The sequence below is a fragment of the Sanguibacter sp. A247 genome, assembly GCF_052324925.1.
Taxonomy (GTDB): domain Bacteria; phylum Actinomycetota; class Actinomycetes; order Actinomycetales; family Cellulomonadaceae; genus Flavimobilis.
The window spans coordinates 149,447-166,773 of sequence record NZ_JBQPRE010000001.1; the positions used below are offsets into that span (position 1 = coordinate 149,447).

The window sequence follows — 17,327 nt, forward strand, 5'->3', positions numbered from 1 at the left end:
TCCAGAACGTTGACATGAGGCCCTGCCACAGGAAAGGGCAGGATCCGGGGATCAGGGCACGCGGGCACGACGAAGGTGCCGAACGGCTGTCTGACGCTATGCCGGGGAGGGCTCCCAGGTCAAGCCAGAGCGCTGTGACCTCCGACGGGTCGAAAGTCACAGGATGTGGACGGCGCCATTGCCGTACCGAAGTCACACCAATGTCATTCAGCATGCCACAGGGGGTGCGGGTCCGTCACGGCGGGACCCACACCAGCGGCCCGCTGACGCCGTTCACGGGCGTGACGGGTGCCGCTGGGGGTGGGACTACCCGGCTCTGTCCCCGGAGTTCACAACCTGTGGAAAACTATGTGGACAACGACGGCCGTGCGACGCTCGCACTCCGTCCCGAGCAAAGGAGAACGATGTCCGCAACAGACGTCGACGTCACCGAGGTCTGGTCACGGGCGATCGCCGAGCTCGAGGCCAGCCCCGACATGACTCCCCGCCAGATTGCGTTCATCAAGCTCGGATCGCCCCTGGCCATCGCCGAGGGCACGATCATCGTGGCGGTCGCCAACGAGTGGATCCGGGAGTACCTCGAGAACCGGGTGCGGACCGAGCTCACCGACGCGCTCACCCACGCACTCGGTCGCGACGCCCGCTTCGTCATCACTGTGGACACCTCGCTCGCCGACGCACAGGAGGAGCTGGCTCTCACGCGTCCCAGCGCCGACGAGCAGCCCGAGCCCGCGCCCGCCCCGGCTCCCACGCAGCGGATCTCACACTCCGAGGTGTTCAACACCTCGGGCCCGAGCTCCTCACCGCAGCCCTTCGAGCCGACGAGCCTCAACACCCACTACGTGTTCGAGACCTTCGTCATCGGTGCCTCGAACCGCTTCGCTCACGCGGCCGCCGTCGCCGTCGCCGAGGCTCCCGCCAAGGCCTACAACCCGCTGTTCATCTACGGCGGCTCAGGCCTGGGCAAGACGCACCTGCTCCACGCGATCGGCCACTACGCGAAGAGCCTCTATCCCGGGGTCCGCGTGCGCTACGTGAACTCGGAAGAGTTCACGAACGACTTCATCAACTCGATCGGTGAGGGCCGGGCCGGCGCGTTCCAGCGCCGGTACCGCGAGGTCGACGTGCTCCTCATCGACGACATCCAGTTCCTGCAGGGCAAGGAACAGACGATGGAGGAGTTCTTCCACACCTTCAACACGCTGCACAACGCCAACAAGCAGATCGTCATGACGTCCGACCTACCACCGAAGCAGCTCAACGGCTTCGAGGACCGACTGCGCTCGCGCTTCGAGTGGGGTCTCATCACCGACGTGCAGCCGCCGGACCTCGAGACGAGGATCGCGATCCTCCGCAAGAAGGCGGCGGGGGAGCGCCTCGCAGCGCCGGACGATGTGCTCGAGTACATCGCCTCGAAGATCTCGACGAACATCCGTGAGCTCGAGGGCGCGCTCATCCGCGTGACGGCTTTCGCGAACCTCAATCGTCAGCAGGTCGACATCGGGCTCGCAGAGATCGTGCTCCGGGACCTCATCACCGACGAGGACGCCTCGCAGATCACGGCCGGCAGCATCATCGCCCAGACCGCGGCGTACTTCGGTCTCTCGATCGATGACCTGTGCGGCAACTCCCGGTCGCGGGTGCTCGTCACGGCCCGTCAGATCGCCATGTACCTGTGCCGTGAGCTCACAGACCTCTCTCTGCCGAAGATCGGTCAGGAGTTCGGGGGCCGCGACCACACGACGGTCATGCACGCGAACCGCAAGATCGGTGCACAGATGGCGGAGCGGCGTTCGATCTACAACCAGGTGACCGAATTGACGAGCCGGATCAAGCACGAGCATCGGTCCTAGGTCCCAAGTCTCGATGCTCTGTCGAGACTCACGTGGGATGTCTTTCCACACCTGTGGATTGACCTGTGGACAACGGTGGACGAGGGCCCCAGATCTGTGGACACCACCGTGCACAACGGGGGACCGTGTTGGGGCGCATCGGCTCCGTCCACAGGACGACCGAGTTCTCCACAGCTGGTGCACGGACGCGGCGAACAACAAGTTTCATCGTCTGACCTGCGAAGACAGCCACTATCCCCAGAATCCACAAGACCTACGACGACGATGACAGATTTCTCCTAGGGCAATCCACATCACCTTCATGGGGCTGACGGAGCATGCCGAGCCTCCAGCTCGAGGAGGCTCAAGATCTTGGGAATCCCAAGATGACCGGGACACCTGGGGTCGCGTAGTCTGCATACGTCCTGCGTCTCGGCACGAGCACGTAGGTCCCCACAGCGAAGGAGTGCGAGCAGATGAAGTTCCGCGTCGAGCGAGACGTCCTGGCCGAGGCCGTCACCTGGGCCGCGCGGACCCTTCCTGCCCGTCCCCCGGCTCCCGTGCTCGCCGGCATCCGCATCGAAGCCGATCCCGTGGGCGTCCTCAAGCTCTCGACCTTCGACTACGAGGTCTCGGCGCGCTCCGAGATCCCCGCCGAGGTGTCCGAGGCCGGCGAGGTCCTCGTCTCAGGCCGCCTGCTCGCCGAGATCTCGCGGGCCTTGCCCAACCGCCCCGTCGACGTCGTCGTCGAAGGCACGAAGGTCAACGTCACCTGTGGCTCGAGCCGCTTCTCGCTGCTCACCATGCCGGTCGAGGACTACCCGGCGCTTCCGTCGATGCCGCAGGTGGTTGGCGTCATCTCCGGTGATGAGCTCACGGAGGCCGTCGCCCAGGTGTCGGTCGCGGCCAGCAAGGACGACACTCTCCCTCTTCTCACGGGCATCCGTGCTGAGCTCGAGGGTTCGACGATCACGCTGCTCGCGACCGACCGGTACCGCCTCGCGCTGCGGGAGCTTCCGTGGCGTCCGAACCAGACCGACATCTCGAATGTTGCGCTCGTTCGCGCTCGCACGCTGTCCGAGGTCGCCAAGTCGCTCGGGTCCTCGGGCGATGTCACGGTTGCGCTCTCGACGGGATCGGGTGTCGACCTCATCGGGTTCGAGGCGGGCGGCCGTCATACGACGTCGCAGCTGACCGACGGCGACTACCCGCCCGTGCGGCGGCTCTTCCCCGACGAGACGCCGATCCACGCGGTCGTCGCGACGTCGGCTCTCATCGAGGCCAGCAAGCGGGTGTCGCTCGTCGCGGAGCGCAACACACCCATCCGCCTCTCGTTCTCGGACGGCCAGGTGGTGCTCAACGCGGGCCAGGGCGACGACGCTCAGGCCTCCGAGGCACTCGAGGCGCTCCTCGTCGGCGAGGACATCTCTGTTGCGTTCAACCCGACGTTCCTGCTCGACGGGCTCGGCGCTCTCGGGACCGACTTCGTCCGTATGAGCTTCACGCACCCGAACAAGCCGGTCGAGTTCACAGGTCAGGACTCCCTCGACGGGGAGTCGAAGACCCACTACCGCTACCTGCTCGTTCCCATCCGCTTCGCGAGCTAGCACCCGGAGGGCCGGGTGTTCGTCTCCCACCTCTCTCTGCAGAACTTCCGCTCTTACGCACAGGTCGATCTCGAGCTCGAACCCGGGATCAACGCGTTCGTCGGTCCCAACGGACAGGGCAAGACCAACCTCGTCGAGGCTGTCGGGTATATCGCGACCCTCGGTTCGCACCGGGTCTCGACAGACGCTGCGCTCGTCCGGGCAGGCGAGGAGCGTGCCGTCGTCCGCACGCGCGTCGTGCGCGGCGACCGCGCCTCGACGATCGATCTTGAGATCAACGCGGGTCGAGCCAACCGGGCGCGCCTCAACCGATCGCCGGTCCCTCGGGTGCGCGACGTCGTGGGGATCCTGCGCACGGTGCTGTTCGCACCTGAGGATCTCGTCCTGGTCAAGGGTGACCCCGACGCGCGCCGGCGGTTCCTCGACGACCTCATGATCCTTGTGAGCCCGCGCCTTGCCGCGGTCCTTGGTGACTACGAGCGCGTGCTCCGGCAACGCTCGGCTCTTCTCAAGTCGGCAGGTGGGCCACGCCGGCGAGGGCGGCCGAGCGCGGGGGAGGAGTCCGCGTCACCTGACCTACGCACCCTCGACGTGTGGGACGCGAAGATCGCGTCCCTGGGTGCCGAGATCATCGCGGTCCGCCAGCGCCTCGTCGCTGGTCTCGCACCGTACGTCGCCCAGGCTTACGACCAGGTGAGCGCTGGGCAGGGGCGTGCTGAGATCACGTATCGCTCGAGCCTCGCTGCCGCCAGGAGCGACCAGAGGCCCGACGACGTCGCGGCGCCCGCCGGGCAGCCGTCCGAGCCTCAGACGCCCGCCGAGCTGGAGGTCCAGCTGATCGAGGCGATGGCCCAGCTCCGGCCCAAGGAGATCGAGCGGGGAGTGTGCCTCGTCGGGCCTCATCGCGACGATCTCGTTCTCACCCTTGGCGGCCTTCCGGCCAAGGGATATGCGAGCCATGGGGAGTCGTGGTCGTTTGCGCTCGCGCTGCGTCTCGCGTCGTACAACCTCCTCACCGAGGGTGTGGCGACCGAGGACGACCTCTGGATGAGCGACTCGCGCGAGGACGGCGAACCGGTTCTCATCCTCGATGATGTCTTCGCTGAGCTCGACGTCCGGCGGCGCGAGCGGCTCGCCGATCTTGTCGTCCAGGCGCGGCAGGTGCTCATCACCGCGGCCGTTCCGGCCGATGTTCCAGCCTCTCTCGTCGGTGCGCGGTTCGACGTCCTGGGTGGCGAGGTCACTCGTGGCGCCTGACGAGCCGGTGGAGCTCCCGCAGCCGCGCGGGGTGCCGGCGGTCGATCCTGACGGCCCTGCACCTGATGTGCGTGCTCTGGTCGGCCTGCCCCCGCCGCAGCAGGTCGCGAAGGAGGCGTTCAACCGGGCCCGGGCTGCGGCACGTGATCGCGGAGCACGGCCGGGCGTGACCTCGCGCTCGCCTCTCGCTGAGCAGCGGTCGGGGGCCCGCCCGGGGGGACGGGACCCGCAGCTGTTCGGGGACGTGGTCGGGAGGCTGCTCGCCGAGAGAGGCTGGAGCAAGGAGGTCTCGGTCGGCGGTGTCATCGGTCGGTGGCGTGAGGTGGTGGGTGACGAGATTGCCTCGCACGCGACCCCGGTGACGTTCGACGACGGTGTGCTCATCGTTCAGGCGGGCTCGACGGCGTGGGCGACCCAGCTCGAGTTTCTTCGACCCTCGATCCTGGGTCGGCTTGCTCAGGAGCTCGGCCAGGGGGTCGTCGAGGAGCTGAAGATCCTTGGTCCGGCGGCGCGGTCGTTCGCCCGTGGTCCACGTCGGGTCCGAGGCAGAGGCCCTCGGGACACGTGGGGCTAAGAAGTTATCCACAGACTCCTGTGGATGAGGCAGTGGAAGACGTGACGTGCCTGTGAAAATCGCTGTGGACAACGCGTCTGAGGCCTGAAAATCCGCCCGTGACAGGTAGACTGGACAGGTTGGGCCGGGCACGTGGCCAGACCCCGGTCACGGGGCCACCACAGACTCTCCCACCGACGCTCGCACGACGTCCCCCGATGGGGATTCCTGCGGGGGCCGGCCGATCCTGGCCGACCTCGCCGCAGGGGCCACGATTCGTCGCGGCCGCTCGGTACAGCGCCGTTGAGCATGGATTTTCCAGCGTCGAGCCGAGGAGTACCTCTTCCAGTGACTGATCAGCCGAGCACTCAGGACGCGGGACTCCCGACATCCTCAGCTCCCAGCTACGACGCCAGCTCGATCACGGTTCTCGAGGGCCTCGAGGCCGTGCGCAAGCGACCTGGCATGTACATCGGTTCGACCGGCGAACGTGGGCTTCACCACCTTGTCTACGAGGTTGTGGACAACGCTGTGGATGAAGCCCTCGCCGGCTTCTGCGACCACATCGAGGTCACCCTCCTGGACGACGGCGGCGTGCGCGTCGTCGACAACGGTCGTGGCATCCCAGTCGCCATGCACCCGACCGAGGGCCGCCCCACCGTTGAGGTCGTCATGACGATCCTTCACGCCGGCGGCAAGTTCGGTGGCGGTGGCTACGCAGTCTCCGGTGGTCTTCACGGGGTGGGAATCTCGGTCGTCAATGCGCTCTCGAGCCGGGTCGAGACCGAGATCAAGCGCGATGGTTTCACGTGGAACCAGTCCTTCGCAGACGGCGGCAAGCCGTTCGGTGAGCTCCGCCAGGGTGCTGCGACGACCGAGACCGGAACGTCCCAGACGTTCTGGGCCGACGCCACGATCTTCGAGTCGGTGATCTTCGACTTCGAGACCCTGCGCGCGCGCTTCCAGCAGATGGCCTTCCTCAACAAGGGCCTGCAGATCACGTTGACCGACGAGCGTGCGCTCGAGGTCGACGAGGACGAGCTCGCGACCGACGAGCAGCCCGAGAAGCCTCGCCACCGCGCCGTGACGTACCGCTATGACGAGGGCCTGACGGACTACGTCCGCCACCTCAACTCGACGAAGAAGATCGAGGTCATCCATCCGGAGATCATCGACATCGAGGCCGAGGACACCGAGCGACGGATCTCGCTCGAGATCGCGATGCAGTGGACGAGTGCCTACTCAGAGTCTGTGCACACGTACGCCAACACGATCTCGACGACTGAGGGCGGAACCCACGAAGAGGGCTTCCGCGCCGCACTCACCGGCCTGGTCAACCGCTACGCGCGGGCCAAGAGCCTGCTCAAGGACAAGGACGAGAACCTCACGGGCGACGACGTCCGCGAGGGGCTCACCGCCGTCATCTCGGTCAAGCTCGGCGAGCCCCAGTTCGAGGGCCAGACGAAGACGAAGCTGGGCAACACCGAGGCCAAGACGTTTGTCCAGACCATCGTCAACGACCGCCTCGGGGACTGGCTCGAGTCCCACCCGAACGAGGCACGCGACGTCATCCGCAAGGCAGTCCAGGCCTCTCAGGCCCGACTCGCCGCGCGCAAGGCCCGCGAGGCGACGCGCAAGAGCCTCCTCGGCTCGTCGTCGATGCCGGGCAAGCTCAAGGACTGCCAGTCGAACAAGCCCGAAGAGTCCGAGATCTTTATCGTCGAGGGTGACTCGGCAGGCGGCTCGGCCGTCCGCGGCCGCAATCCGTACAACCAGGCGATCATGCCGATCCGCGGAAAGATCCTCAACGTCGAGCGAGCCCGCCTCGATCGCGCCCTCGGCAACGCTGAGGTCCAGGGTCTCATCACGGCTTTCGGCACCGGGATCTCCGAGGACTTCGACATCGAGAAGCTTCGGTACCACAAGATCGTCCTCATGGCGGATGCCGACGTCGACGGCAAGCACATCGCGACGCTCCTGCTCACGCTGCTCTTCCGCTTCATGCGGCCGCTCATCGAGCAGGGGCACGTCTACCTCGCGCAGCCGCCGCTCTACCGCCTCAAGTGGTCGAACGCCCCGCACGACTACGTCTACTCGGACGAAGAGCGCGACCAGGCGCTCACAGCGGGTATCGCGGCCGGCCGGCGCATCCCCAAGGACAACGGGATCCAGCGTTACAAGGGTCTCGGTGAGATGGACTACTCGGAGCTGTGGGACACCACGATGGACCCCGAGCACCGCACGCTGCTCCAGGTGACCCTCGACGACGCGGCCACCGCCGACGAGGTCTTCTCGGTGCTCATGGGTGAGGACGTCGAACAGCGACGTTCCTTCATCCAGCGCAACGCCAAGGACGTGAGGTTCCTCGACATCTGACGGCCACCCGGCCACAGCTCAAGGAACATCCCGCAGGACCGGCCCAGCGCCGAGTGAAGGAACGAGACGGTGAGCGAGAACACCCCCGAGAACGGGACGACGAGCGACAACTACGACGTCGTCAACCACGGACGGATCGACCAGGTCGACCTCCAGCAGGAGATGCAGAAGTCGTTCCTCGACTATGCGATGAGCGTCATCGTCTCCCGCGCACTGCCCGACGTGCGCGACGGGCTCAAGCCCGTCCACAGGCGGGTGCTCTACGCGATGTACGACGGCGGCTACCGCCCCGACCGCGCATTCTCCAAGTGCACCCGCGTCGTCGGCGACGTCATGGGCAAGTACCACCCGCACGGTGACACGGCGATCTACGACGCCATGGTCCGCCTCGTGCAGGACTGGTCCCTGCGCTACCCGCTCATCTCCGGCCAGGGGAATTTCGGCTCCCCCGGCAACGATCCGGCCGCCGCCCCCCGTTACACCGAGTGCCGCATGGCGCCGCTCGCGATGGAGATGGTCCGGGACATCGACAAGGAGACCGTCGACTTCCAGGACAACTACGACGGCCGCACGCGCGAGCCCGTCGTTCTTCCGTCGCGTTTCCCCAACCTTCTCGTCAACGGCTCGGCCGGCATCGCCGTCGGTATGGCGACGAACATCCCGCCGCACAACATGCGCGAGGTCGCCGACGGTGTCCGCTGGCACCTCGCCCACCCCGAGGCGAGCCGCGAAGAGCTTCTTGAAGCACTCATCGGTGAGATCAAGGGCCCCGACTTCCCGACGGGCGCCTCGATCCTCGGCCGCCGCGGGATCGACGACATGTACCGCACGGGCCGTGGCTCCATCACGATGCGCGCGGTCGTCAACGTCGAGGAGATCCAGGGCCGGACGTGCCTCGTCGTCACGGAGCTGCCCTACCAGGTCAACCCCGACAACCTCGCAGCCAAGATCGCCGACCTCGTCAAGGATGGTCGCATCGGCGGGATCGCCGACCTCCGCGACGAGACCTCCGGCCGCACGGGCCAGCGCCTCGTCGTCGTGCTCAAGCGTGACGCCGTCGCCAAGGTCGTGCTCAACAACCTCTACAAGCACACGCAGCTGCAGGACACATTCGGTGCCAACATGATCGCGCTCGTCGACGGCGTGCCGCGCACGCTGTCGCTCGACGCGTTCATCCGTCACTGGACGACGCACCAGATGGACGTCATCGTGCGCCGGACGGCCTTCCTCCTGCGTGAGGCCGAAGAACGCGCTCACATCCTCACGGCCTACCTCAAGGCTCTCGACATGCTCGACGAGGTCATCGCCCTCATCCGCGCGTCGTCGACCGTCGAGGTGGCACGCGACGGGCTCATGGCTCTTCTCGACGTCGACGAGGTCCAGGCACGCGCGATCCTTGCTCTTCAGCTGCGCGCGCTCGCCGCGATGGAGCGTCAGAAGATCACGGACGAGCACGCCGACCTCATGACGCGGATCGCCGACTACAACGAGATCCTCGTGAGCGAGACGCGTCAGCGTCAGATCGTGGGCGACGAGCTCAACGAGACGGTCGGCAAGTTCGGTGACGAGCGACGCACGACGATCCTCCCCTTCGACGGCGAGGTCTCGATGGAAGACCTCATCGCCGAGGAAGAGATGGTCGTGACGATCACGCGCGGCGGCTACGTCAAGCGCACGCGCACCGACAACTACCGTGCTCAGAAGCGTGGCGGCAAGGGGGTGCGCGGGGCGCAGCTGCGCGAGGACGACATCGTCGACCACTTCTTCGTCACCTCGACGCACAACTGGCTGCTGTTCTTCACGAACTTCGGCCGCGTCTACCGGGCCAAGGCGTACGAGCTGCCCGAGGGCGGCCGCGACGCCAAGGGCCAGCACGTCGCGAACCTCCTCGCGTTCCAGCCCGACGAACGCATCGCCCAGGTCCTCGCGTTGCGCACGTACGAGGACGCGGAGTACCTCGTGCTCGCCACGCGCCGCGGGCTCGTCAAGAAGACCCGCCTGTCGGAGTACGACACGAACCGCACCGCGGGCCTCATCGCGATCAACCTGCGAGAGGACGACGAGGGCAAGGCCGACGAGCTCGTCTCGGCACGTATCGTCGAGTCCGTCGACGACGTCATCCTCGTGAGCCGCAAGGGTCAGTCGATCCGCTTCACCGCGAACGACGAGCAGGTCCGCCCCATGGGCCGCTCGACCTCGGGCGTCACGGGCATGAAGTTCCGTGACGACGACGACCTGCTCGCCATGGACGTCGTCCGTGACGACGCGTTCCTCTTCACCGTGACCGAAGGTGGGATCGCCAAGCGCACCCAGCTGACGGTCGACAACTACCGCCTCCAGGGGCGCGGTGGCCTTGGCATCCGCGTCGCCAACCTGCCTGAGCGCAACGGTGACCTGGTCGGAGCCCTCGTCGTCGACGAGGAGGACGAGGTGCTTGTCATCATGGAACGCGGCAAGATTGTGCGATCGGCCGTGAGCGGCATCAACCCGACCGGGCGCACGTCGCAGGGCGTGATCTTCGCCAAGCCCGACAAGAACGACCGCATCATCGCCGTGGCCCGCAACGAGGAGTCCTCGGTCGAGGAAGACGACGCGGCGCCGTCCGAGGACCGGATCGTCACCCCTGAGGAGGACGCCGTGACGGATGATGCGGGGCAGACTGGGACAACCGACGTCGAGGAGACCGACGTGACGGGCACCGAGGAGGACCGAGCGTGACCGAGAAGCAGGACGCCACACCGCCGGCGATCACACCGAAGACCCCGTCGCCACGCCCCGATGCGGTCAAGGAGACGAAGCCCGTTCCAGCGCCTCAGTCGGCCGAGCCTGCTCAGGCGTGGCCTGCAGGGACGGGCGCGGGCGGGACGAGCGCTCCGGCCAGCACGGCGGCCACCGCGCGCGCGGCCCGTGACGCCGACGCCGAGATCACCGACGACGAGATCGACTATGCGCCGCGCAAGGTGCGGCTCACGCTGTCGCGGATCGACCCGTGGTCGGTCATGAAGATGTCGTTCCTGCTCTCGATCGCTGTCGGCATCATGATCGTCGTCGCGGCATTCGTGTTCTGGTACGCGCTCAACGACCTCGGCGTCTTCACGTCGATCGACGAGACCATCCGGAAGATCGTCGGAACCGAGTCCGAGCTCGACATCCTCCAGTACGTCGAACGCGACCGTGTCGTCTCGATGGCCATGGTCATCGCGGTCATCGATGTGGTGCTTCTCACGGCCCTCACGACGATCGGAGCGTTCCTCTACAACGTCGTCGCGGCCCTCGTGGGCGGCGTGCACATGACGCTCACGGACGACTGAGAGACACATCACGGGACGGCCCGGCACCTCGTTTTGGAACGAGGGCTGTTGCTGGGGTAGTCTCGGTGCGCTGCCGTCGCGGGGAAACCCGCAGCGTGCGGTGACGGGCCCATAGCTCAGGCGGTTAGAGCGCTTCGCTGATAACGAAGAGGTCGGAGGTTCAAGTCCTCCTGGGCCCACGGAAGTACCCCTCAAGGAGGTTGTCCAATGAAGAAGCTTCTTCTCGTCGCCGTGGTTGCGACGGTCGGGTACTACGCCTGGCGGAAGTACTCGGAAGAGACAGCGGGCAGAGATCTTTGGGCAGAGGTCGCCGACACCTTCGAGTGAGGCGCTCCACGGGGCCATGGCGCAATTGGTAGCGCACCTGCTTTGCAAGCAGGGGGTTGGGGGTTCGAGTCCCCCTGGCTCCACCACACAACAGACGAAGCCTTGTTCCGCAGCTGCGGAACAAGGCTTCGTGCGTTGACGGCTGTGTGCGTCGACGGACGCGGAAGCCTGGGGCCGCTGTCCCCCCGCGCTGGGTAGGCTGACCGGGATCTGACACGCACATCCTTAGGAGCAGCACGTGCCTACGCCTCGCCTCGTCGCCTTCGACCTCGACGACACCCTCGCGCCGTCGAAGTCTCCTCTCGACACCCGCATGGTCGAGCTCCTGCTCGCACTGCTCGAGCGCGTTCCCGTATGCATCATCTCGGGCGGTCAGATCGCCCAGTTCCGTATGCAGGTCCTCGAGCGCCTCGGCGACGTCGACCCCGCACTCCTCGAGCGCCTCCACCTCATGCCGACGTGCGGCACGCAGTACTGGCGGCACCGGGAGGGGGAGTGGCACCAGGAGTACGCCGAGAACCTCACCGACGACGAGAAGCAGCGCGCTCTGACGGCCGTCGAGGGCGAGTCTCGCCGCCTCGGCCTGTGGGAGTCCGAGACCTGGGGACCGATCCTCGAGGACCGTGACTCGCAGATCACGTTCTCGGCGCTCGGCCAGGCCGCACCCGTGGCGGCCAAGGCGGCGTGGGATCCGGACGGCACACGCAAGGCCACCCTCGCTGACGCTGTCGCCGCGCTCGTCCCCGATCTCGAGGTTCGCTCAGGCGGCTCGACCTCCGTCGACATCACCCGCAAGGGCATCGACAAGGCGTACGGCATGGCGCGCCTCGAGACGCTTGCCGCCGTGCCGCTCGACGACATGCTCTTCGTCGGTGACCGTCTCGACGAGGGCGGGAACGACCGGCCCGTCCTCGACATGGGCGTGCGCTGCCACGCTGTCGAGGGTTGGGAGGACACCGCCGAGTTCCTCACCGAGCTCATCCCCAGCCTCCCGCAGGGCTGAGCGTCCCGGCAGGCTGAGCGACCCGGCAGACTGAAGACCCCGTCGGGTGCTGAACAGAGCATGTCGGCGCCACACGCGACGATGGCCGCCCCTCGGGGCGGCCATCGTCGTTCTTCAGGGTGTGCTCACGCGTCAGGTGCAGGCGGCTTGGGTGTCGCCTTGCGTGGGGCGCGCGGCTTGGGCGTCTCGGTATTCTCCGCGCCAGCGTCGCTGGCCTTGGCCGACTCGGCCCGCTTCGCAGTGCCGCCGGACCGTGGTGCCTCGGCAGTCGCGGGTGCCGCCGCGTCGTCGGCTGCGGTGTCAGCGGCAGCCGGGGCGGCCGGCTTGGTGCTGACCGGCGGCGTGACCGCCTCGACCGTCTCGGCCACGGCCTCGACCGCGTCGTCGTCGGCCTTGGGGTTTGACGCCGCAGCAGCAGCGACCGTCGCAGCGACCTCTCCGCCCGAGCTCGCGGGGCTCGTGGCGGTCTCTGCCGCGCCGGGCTTCGACGCAGACGCCTCAGCCTCGGCCGAGGCGTCGTCGAGCGCGTCAGCGAAGACCGAGGTGTCGACCTTCTCCCACGGCTCGGCCCACGGGTCGACCTCGGGCTGGGACTTCTTCCACACGACGTACGCGCCACCGGCGGCAGCTGCGGTCCCCGCGACCCACCAGAACGCCTTGCCCTTGCCCGACGACTTCTCGGCCTTCGCCGCAAGGTTCGCCGCTGCGCCGGAGAGCGAGTCCGAGCCGTGCCCGGCCGCGTCCTGAGCCTTCGACGCGAGCTTCTCGACGATCCCGCCGTCGGTCGCGTCGTCGGCGACCCGAGCGAGAAGGTCAGCGGTCGACGCTGCTGCCGCACCAGACTTCTCGGCTGCGGTCGCTGCAGCAGCGTTGAACGCCTGCACGAGACGGGGCAGGTACTCGTCCACGACCTTGTCGTGGGCCGTGTCGAGAGCTGGGCGAGCCTTCACGGCCGCCGCCTCGACGCGTGGGGCGGCCGCCTGGACCGTCTCGTCCCACACCTTCTCGATGCGGGGCGTGAGCCATTCCTTGAATGCCTCGAGACGCGGGGCGCTCCACACGACGGCGTCCTGCGCCGCGACCTTGGCCCGCTCGGCGAGAACTCCCGCGACGTGCGCTGCCTGCTCGGCCGCGTCACCTACTGCAGCGGCGGCTGAGGCCGCCTGCTCCTTGACCCTCTCGGAGTCAATCCCGTCAAGGGTCTCCTTGGCTTGGTTGCGGATGCCGCCGAGCATGGTGCCTCCTGTGATTGCGGTGACAAGGTGTGCTGGTCCTACTGTGCCACCGTTCGGGGTCTCACCGCGACGGCTCAGGACTCCCGTCCGGCGCCGGTTTCGTGGGAGGATGAGCCCATGTTCGCAACCCTGCACACCTCCGCGGGCGACATCCGCGTCGAGCTGTTCCCGAACCACGCGCCAAAGACCGTCGAGAACTTCACCGGACTTGCGACCGGTTCGAAGACCTGGACGAACCCGACGACGGGCTCTCCGTCGAACGAGCCGTTCTACGACGGCCTCATCTTCCACCGCGTCATTCCCGGCTTCATGATCCAGGGCGGCTGCCCGCTCGGGACTGGCACGGGCGACCCCGGCTACAAGTTCGACGACGAGATTCACCCCGAGCTCGACTTCTCCAAGCCGTACCTGCTCGCCATGGCGAACGCCGGCACGCGTCGCAACCCGCTCACGGGCAAGCCTGAGGGGACGAACGGCTCGCAGTTCTTCATCTCCGTCGACCCGACGCCGTGGCTCACGGGCAAGCACACGATCTTCGGTGAGGTTGCCGACGACGCCTCTCGCAAGGTCGTCGACGCGATCGCGGCAACGCGCACCCGCCCGGGTGACCGACCGGTCGAGGACATCACGATCAACAGCGTGAGCCTCGAGGACTGACCTCCTCGTCCTGCACGTTCCGAGAGCCGCCGTACACCCCAGGATGCCCGCATGAGCGACAACGTCCAGACGGGGGGTGCGGCGGCTCCCGTCTGCCCGCGCCACCCCGACCGCCCTTCGTACGTCATGTGCCAGCGGTGCGGCCGTCCCGCCTGCATCGACTGCCAGCGTCCCGCGGCGGTCGGTGTGCACTGCGTCGACTGCGTCGCTGAGCAGGCGCGCCGGGCGCCGGTGACCCGGACCATCCTTGGCGCGCGCGCGGGTGACGAGCGTCCCGTCATCACGATCGTCCTCATCGCGATCTGCGTCGTCAGCTACGTTCTGCAGCGCAGACTCGGCGTTCAGTGGACGGGGCCTCTTGAGATGGCTCCTGTGCTCGGCGCGCGTGAGCCCTGGCGGCTCCTCACGGCGACCTTCCTCCATGTTGACTCGATCGCCCACATCGCCTTCAACATGATTGCCCTGTGGTCGGTCGGTCCGACCCTTGAGCACGTCCTCGGGCGCGGCCGCTTCCTCAGCCTGTATCTGTTGTCGGCCCTGGGCGGCTCAGTGGCGGTCGTGTGGCTCGCGGACCCGCTGACATCCGAGTGGAACACGGCCGTGCGTGGTGCCTCGGGCGCGGTCTTCGGCCTCTTCGGCGCGTTCGTCGTCGTGCTGCGTCGCTTCGGCCGGGATGCGTCTCAGGTCTACGTCGTCATCGCCCTCAACGTCGTCATCGGCTTCGTCATCCCTCGGATTGCATGGGAGGCGCACCTCGGTGGCTTTGTCGTCGGGGCCGCCGTCACTGCCGCGTTCGCCTACGCTCCGCGCGAGCGCCGGCACCTGTGGGCGTTCGTCGTGCCGATCGTCGGAACGGTGGCGCTCGTGGCGGCGGTGTCGCTGCGGTTCGCGACGGTCCCGGAGTGGACGCCCGTCGGGGACATGTTCCTGCCTCCGCCGGGATACACGGACTCTGCGCCAGCGGATCCGCGGCACTCCGAGCTGTGGAAAACTCCGGTCGTCTGACGGGCCTCACGGGTTCTCCACAGCGTTACTCACAGCTGTGGAACTACAAGGGTGTAGTTATCCACAGCGTTGTCCACCGGTGGGGACAGTCTGTCCACGACCGTGCCCGTCACGGGCCGGGACGCAGAACGTCCCCGGCACCCAGAGGTGCCGGGGACGTGAGATCAGGCTGCGTGAGAGAGGGCCCGCCTACCGCCAGCGCGTCGTCAGACCGAAGCCCGCAATGAGGAAGGCGAAGCCCACACCGAGGTTCCAGTTGCCGTTGATGTTGAACGCCTCCTGGAACGGGATCGGCCAGCGCATCGATGACAGGTACGCGACGACGACGTAGACGAGGCCGAAGATCATGAGGCCGAGCATGGTCGGCACGAGCCACGGCGGGTTGACGCCGGCCTTGCGTGCCTTCTCGCGAGCCTCCTGCTTGAGCTGCTTGTCGAGCGAGGCAGCCTTCTTCTTCGCAGCGGGCGGGACAACAGCCTTCTTCTCGGCAGCTGCCGCGGACGGCTCATTCTCGGACGGCTTCGGATCGGACACGGCGCGAGGCTCCTGTCTGGACGGTGGGACCGGGACCCAGCAGTCCCGCGACACGGCATAGCCTAGTGCCCGGGCGGCCCAACGCCCCGCGCACACCCGGAGGCGAGACTCATGAAGAGCGGAGAAGCCGCCGCACGACGCCTGCAGCGAGCCCCCGTCGTCGTCATGCTCGTGCTCGCGCTCGCCGGGCTCCTGTTCACCTCCTCGGCGCGGCTCGCCCGCAGCCAGGGCGAACGCCACCCCGAGAACCTCGCGCAGCTCATCGAGGTCGAAGAAGACCGCGTGCGCGAGATCGAGCAGACCGTCGACGAACTCGACGAACAACTCGCGCGCGTCGTCCCTGTGACGGGGCCCGACGTCGACGAAGCCGCCTACCTGCGCGACGCCGTCGCCGCAGGCTCGATCGCGGTCACCGGCCCCGGCGTGCGCGTCGCCCTCGACGACGCCCCGCCCCAGCCCGCCGGCTCGACGCTCCCCGCCGACGCGCTCGTCGTCCACCAGCAAGACCTCGAGGCCGTCATCAACGCCCTCTGGGCCGGTGGAGCCGAAGCCATGACCCTCCAAGGCCAGCGGGTCCTCACGACCACCGCGTTCCGCTGCGTCGGCAACGTCCTCTCGCTGCACGGCCGGGTCTACTCCCCGCCCTACGTCGTCGAGGCGATCGGCGACCCTGCAGCGCTCCTCAGTGCGCTCGATGCGGCCCCCGAGATCGCGACGTACCGACAGTGGGTCGACGCCGTCGGCCTCGGCTGGGACGTGAGCACGCCCGCCACGCTCGACCTCCCCGCGCGCACGGTCGCGAGCCTCGAGCACGCGTACCTGCCCGACGACGTCGATGCGTTCGGGTGACCGAGCGTGGACCACGTCACGCCCACGGCCCGAGCCACGGCATGATGGGAGCACGACCCACCCCGTCCACCCAGGAGACGCCGTGACGCGCATCCTCGTCGTCGACAACTACGACTCGTTCGTCTACACGATCGTCGGCTACCTCGACCAGCTCGGAGCCGAGACGACCGTCGTCCGCAACGACGCCGTCCCCGAACCGGACGCGTGGGACTACGACGGCGTGCTTGTCTCACCCGGACCGGGAACCCCCGCCCAGGCAGGAGCAAGCCTCGACGTCATCCGCGCATGCGCCGCACGTCACCTGCCCATGCTCGGCGTGTGCCTCGGTCACCAGGCCCTCGGCGAGGCGTTCGGCGCAACGGTCACGCACGCGCCCGAACTCATGCACGGACGCACGAGCCTCGTCGAGCACGACGACGCGGGCGTGCTCGACGGCCTCCCGCACCCCTTCACAGCGACGCGCTACCACTCCCTCGCCGTCGTCCCCGAGACGATCCCCGACGAGCTCGAGGTCACGGCGCGGACAGCCAACGGGATCATCATGGGGCTCCAGCACCGCGAGCTGCCCCTGCACGGGGTGCAGTTCCACCCGGAGTCGGTCCTCACCGAAGGCGGCCACAGGCTCTTCGCCAACTGGCTCGCCCTCGCCGGCCTCAAGGACGCCGTCGAACGCTCCGCGGGACTCGCGCCGCTCGTGCGGCTCTAGCTGACAGGAACGAGGCCCGGGCGGCTAGGTCCGCGCGCTCACCGTTCAATGACGCGAGCTCCCGACCGTGAGGTC

General features: G+C 67.6%; 15 protein-coding genes and 2 tRNA genes. 15 read left to right on the forward strand and 2 right to left on the reverse strand.

The features are described 5' to 3' along the window. Positions 1–404: 404 nt before the first annotated feature. The 11 genes from dnaA (at position 405) to ACTVCO_RS00725 (ending at position 12,266) form a co-directional block, all read left to right on the forward strand. Positions 405–1,853 (forward strand): chromosomal replication initiator protein DnaA, encoded by a 1,449-nt coding sequence (gene dnaA / locus ACTVCO_RS00675; RefSeq protein WP_443726462.1) that lies wholly within the window; start codon positions 405–407, stop codon positions 1,851–1,853. A 455-nt stretch (positions 1,854–2,308) separates the two neighbouring features. Next, positions 2,309–3,439 (forward strand): DNA polymerase III subunit beta, encoded by a 1,131-nt coding sequence (gene dnaN / locus ACTVCO_RS00680; RefSeq protein ID WP_443726463.1) that lies wholly within the window; start codon positions 2,309–2,311, stop codon positions 3,437–3,439. Positions 3,440–3,454: 15 nt separating this feature from the next. After that, complete coding sequence (gene recF / locus ACTVCO_RS00685) at positions 3,455–4,696, forward strand: DNA replication/repair protein RecF (RefSeq protein WP_443726464.1); 1,242 nt, start codon at positions 3,455–3,457, stop codon at positions 4,694–4,696. 67 nt (positions 4,697–4,763) lie between these two features. Next, complete coding sequence (locus tag ACTVCO_RS00690; RefSeq protein ID WP_443726465.1) at positions 4,764–5,270, forward strand: DUF721 domain-containing protein; 507 nt, start codon at positions 4,764–4,766, stop codon at positions 5,268–5,270. Between the two features lie 288 nt (positions 5,271–5,558). Further along, a complete protein-coding gene (gyrB, locus tag ACTVCO_RS00695; RefSeq protein WP_443726466.1) occupies positions 5,559–7,625 on the forward strand; it encodes a DNA topoisomerase (ATP-hydrolyzing) subunit B in 2,067 nt (688 codons plus the stop codon). 69 nt (positions 7,626–7,694) lie between these two features. Further along, positions 7,695–10,343 carry a DNA gyrase subunit A gene (gene gyrA, locus ACTVCO_RS00700; RefSeq protein ID WP_443726467.1) on the forward strand — a complete coding sequence of 883 codons (2,649 nt, stop codon included), beginning with the start codon at positions 7,695–7,697 and terminating at the stop codon, positions 10,341–10,343. Beyond that, complete coding sequence (locus ACTVCO_RS00705; RefSeq protein ID WP_443726468.1) at positions 10,340–10,936, forward strand: DUF3566 domain-containing protein; 597 nt, start codon at positions 10,340–10,342, stop codon at positions 10,934–10,936. The genes gyrA and ACTVCO_RS00705 overlap by 4 nt, the downstream gene beginning before the upstream one ends. Before the next feature lie 105 nt (positions 10,937–11,041). Next, positions 11,042–11,115: transfer RNA gene (locus ACTVCO_RS00710), tRNA-Ile, on the forward strand. 28 nt (positions 11,116–11,143) lie between these two features. Beyond that, entirely contained in the window at positions 11,144–11,263 is a 120-nt protein-coding gene (locus tag ACTVCO_RS00715) for a DLW-39 family protein (protein ID WP_443726469.1), read from the forward strand. 10 nt (positions 11,264–11,273) lie between these two features. After that, positions 11,274–11,349: transfer RNA gene (locus ACTVCO_RS00720), tRNA-Ala, on the forward strand. A 152-nt stretch (positions 11,350–11,501) separates the two neighbouring features. Continuing rightward, positions 11,502–12,266 carry an HAD-IIB family hydrolase gene (locus ACTVCO_RS00725; protein ID WP_443726470.1) on the forward strand — a complete coding sequence of 255 codons (765 nt, stop codon included), beginning with the start codon at positions 11,502–11,504 and terminating at the stop codon, positions 12,264–12,266. A gap of 125 nt (positions 12,267–12,391) precedes the next feature. Here ACTVCO_RS00725 and ACTVCO_RS00730 read toward each other — a convergent pair whose 3' ends face one another. Beyond that, positions 12,392–13,501: a hypothetical protein gene (locus tag ACTVCO_RS00730; protein WP_443726471.1), complete on the reverse strand. Its 1,110-nt coding sequence runs from the start codon at positions 13,499–13,501 to the stop codon at positions 12,392–12,394. A gap of 117 nt (positions 13,502–13,618) precedes the next feature. Here ACTVCO_RS00730 and ACTVCO_RS00735 point away from each other — a divergent pair, with 117 nt between their 5' ends. Both ACTVCO_RS00735 and ACTVCO_RS00740 read left to right on the forward strand, forming a co-directional pair. Beyond that, the gene (locus tag ACTVCO_RS00735; protein ID WP_443726472.1) at positions 13,619–14,158 is read left to right on the forward strand and encodes a peptidylprolyl isomerase; all 540 of its coding nucleotides are present in this window, start codon (positions 13,619–13,621) and stop codon (positions 14,156–14,158) included. 51 nt (positions 14,159–14,209) lie between these two features. After that, complete coding sequence (locus ACTVCO_RS00740; RefSeq protein ID WP_443726473.1) at positions 14,210–15,163, forward strand: rhomboid family intramembrane serine protease; 954 nt, start codon at positions 14,210–14,212, stop codon at positions 15,161–15,163. Between the two features lie 189 nt (positions 15,164–15,352). Here ACTVCO_RS00740 and ACTVCO_RS00745 read toward each other — a convergent pair whose 3' ends face one another. Then, positions 15,353–15,697, reverse strand: a complete 345-nt coding sequence (locus tag ACTVCO_RS00745) for a cell division protein CrgA (RefSeq protein ID WP_443726474.1) — start codon at positions 15,695–15,697, stop codon at positions 15,353–15,355. A 111-nt stretch (positions 15,698–15,808) separates the two neighbouring features. Between ACTVCO_RS00745 and ACTVCO_RS00750 the strand changes: the two genes are divergently transcribed. Next, positions 15,809–16,546: a DUF881 domain-containing protein gene (locus ACTVCO_RS00750; RefSeq protein ID WP_443726475.1), complete on the forward strand. Its 738-nt coding sequence runs from the start codon at positions 15,809–15,811 to the stop codon at positions 16,544–16,546. Between the two features lie 82 nt (positions 16,547–16,628). Continuing rightward, complete coding sequence (locus ACTVCO_RS00755) at positions 16,629–17,252, forward strand: aminodeoxychorismate/anthranilate synthase component II (protein WP_443726476.1); 624 nt, start codon at positions 16,629–16,631, stop codon at positions 17,250–17,252. Positions 17,253–17,327: the final 75 nt, after the last annotated feature.

Coding starts and splice junctions, on each gene's coding strand:
- dnaA (WP_443726462.1), top strand. CDS start 405: ATGTCCGCAACAGACGTCGACGTCACCGAGGTCTGGTCACGGGCGATC.
- dnaN (WP_443726463.1), top strand. CDS start 2,309: ATGAAGTTCCGCGTCGAGCGAGACGTCCTGGCCGAGGCCGTCACCTGG.
- gyrB (WP_443726466.1), top strand. CDS start 5,559: ATGGATTTTCCAGCGTCGAGCCGAGGAGTACCTCTTCCAGTGACTGAT.
- ACTVCO_RS00715 (WP_443726469.1), top strand. CDS start 11,144: ATGAAGAAGCTTCTTCTCGTCGCCGTGGTTGCGACGGTCGGGTACTAC.
- ACTVCO_RS00730 (WP_443726471.1), bottom strand. CDS start 13,501: ATGCTCGGCGGCATCCGCAACCAAGCCAAGGAGACCCTTGACGGGATT.
- ACTVCO_RS00735 (WP_443726472.1), top strand. CDS start 13,619: ATGTTCGCAACCCTGCACACCTCCGCGGGCGACATCCGCGTCGAGCTG.
- ACTVCO_RS00740 (WP_443726473.1), top strand. CDS start 14,210: ATGAGCGACAACGTCCAGACGGGGGGTGCGGCGGCTCCCGTCTGCCCG.
- ACTVCO_RS00750 (WP_443726475.1), top strand. CDS start 15,809: ATGAAGAGCGGAGAAGCCGCCGCACGACGCCTGCAGCGAGCCCCCGTC.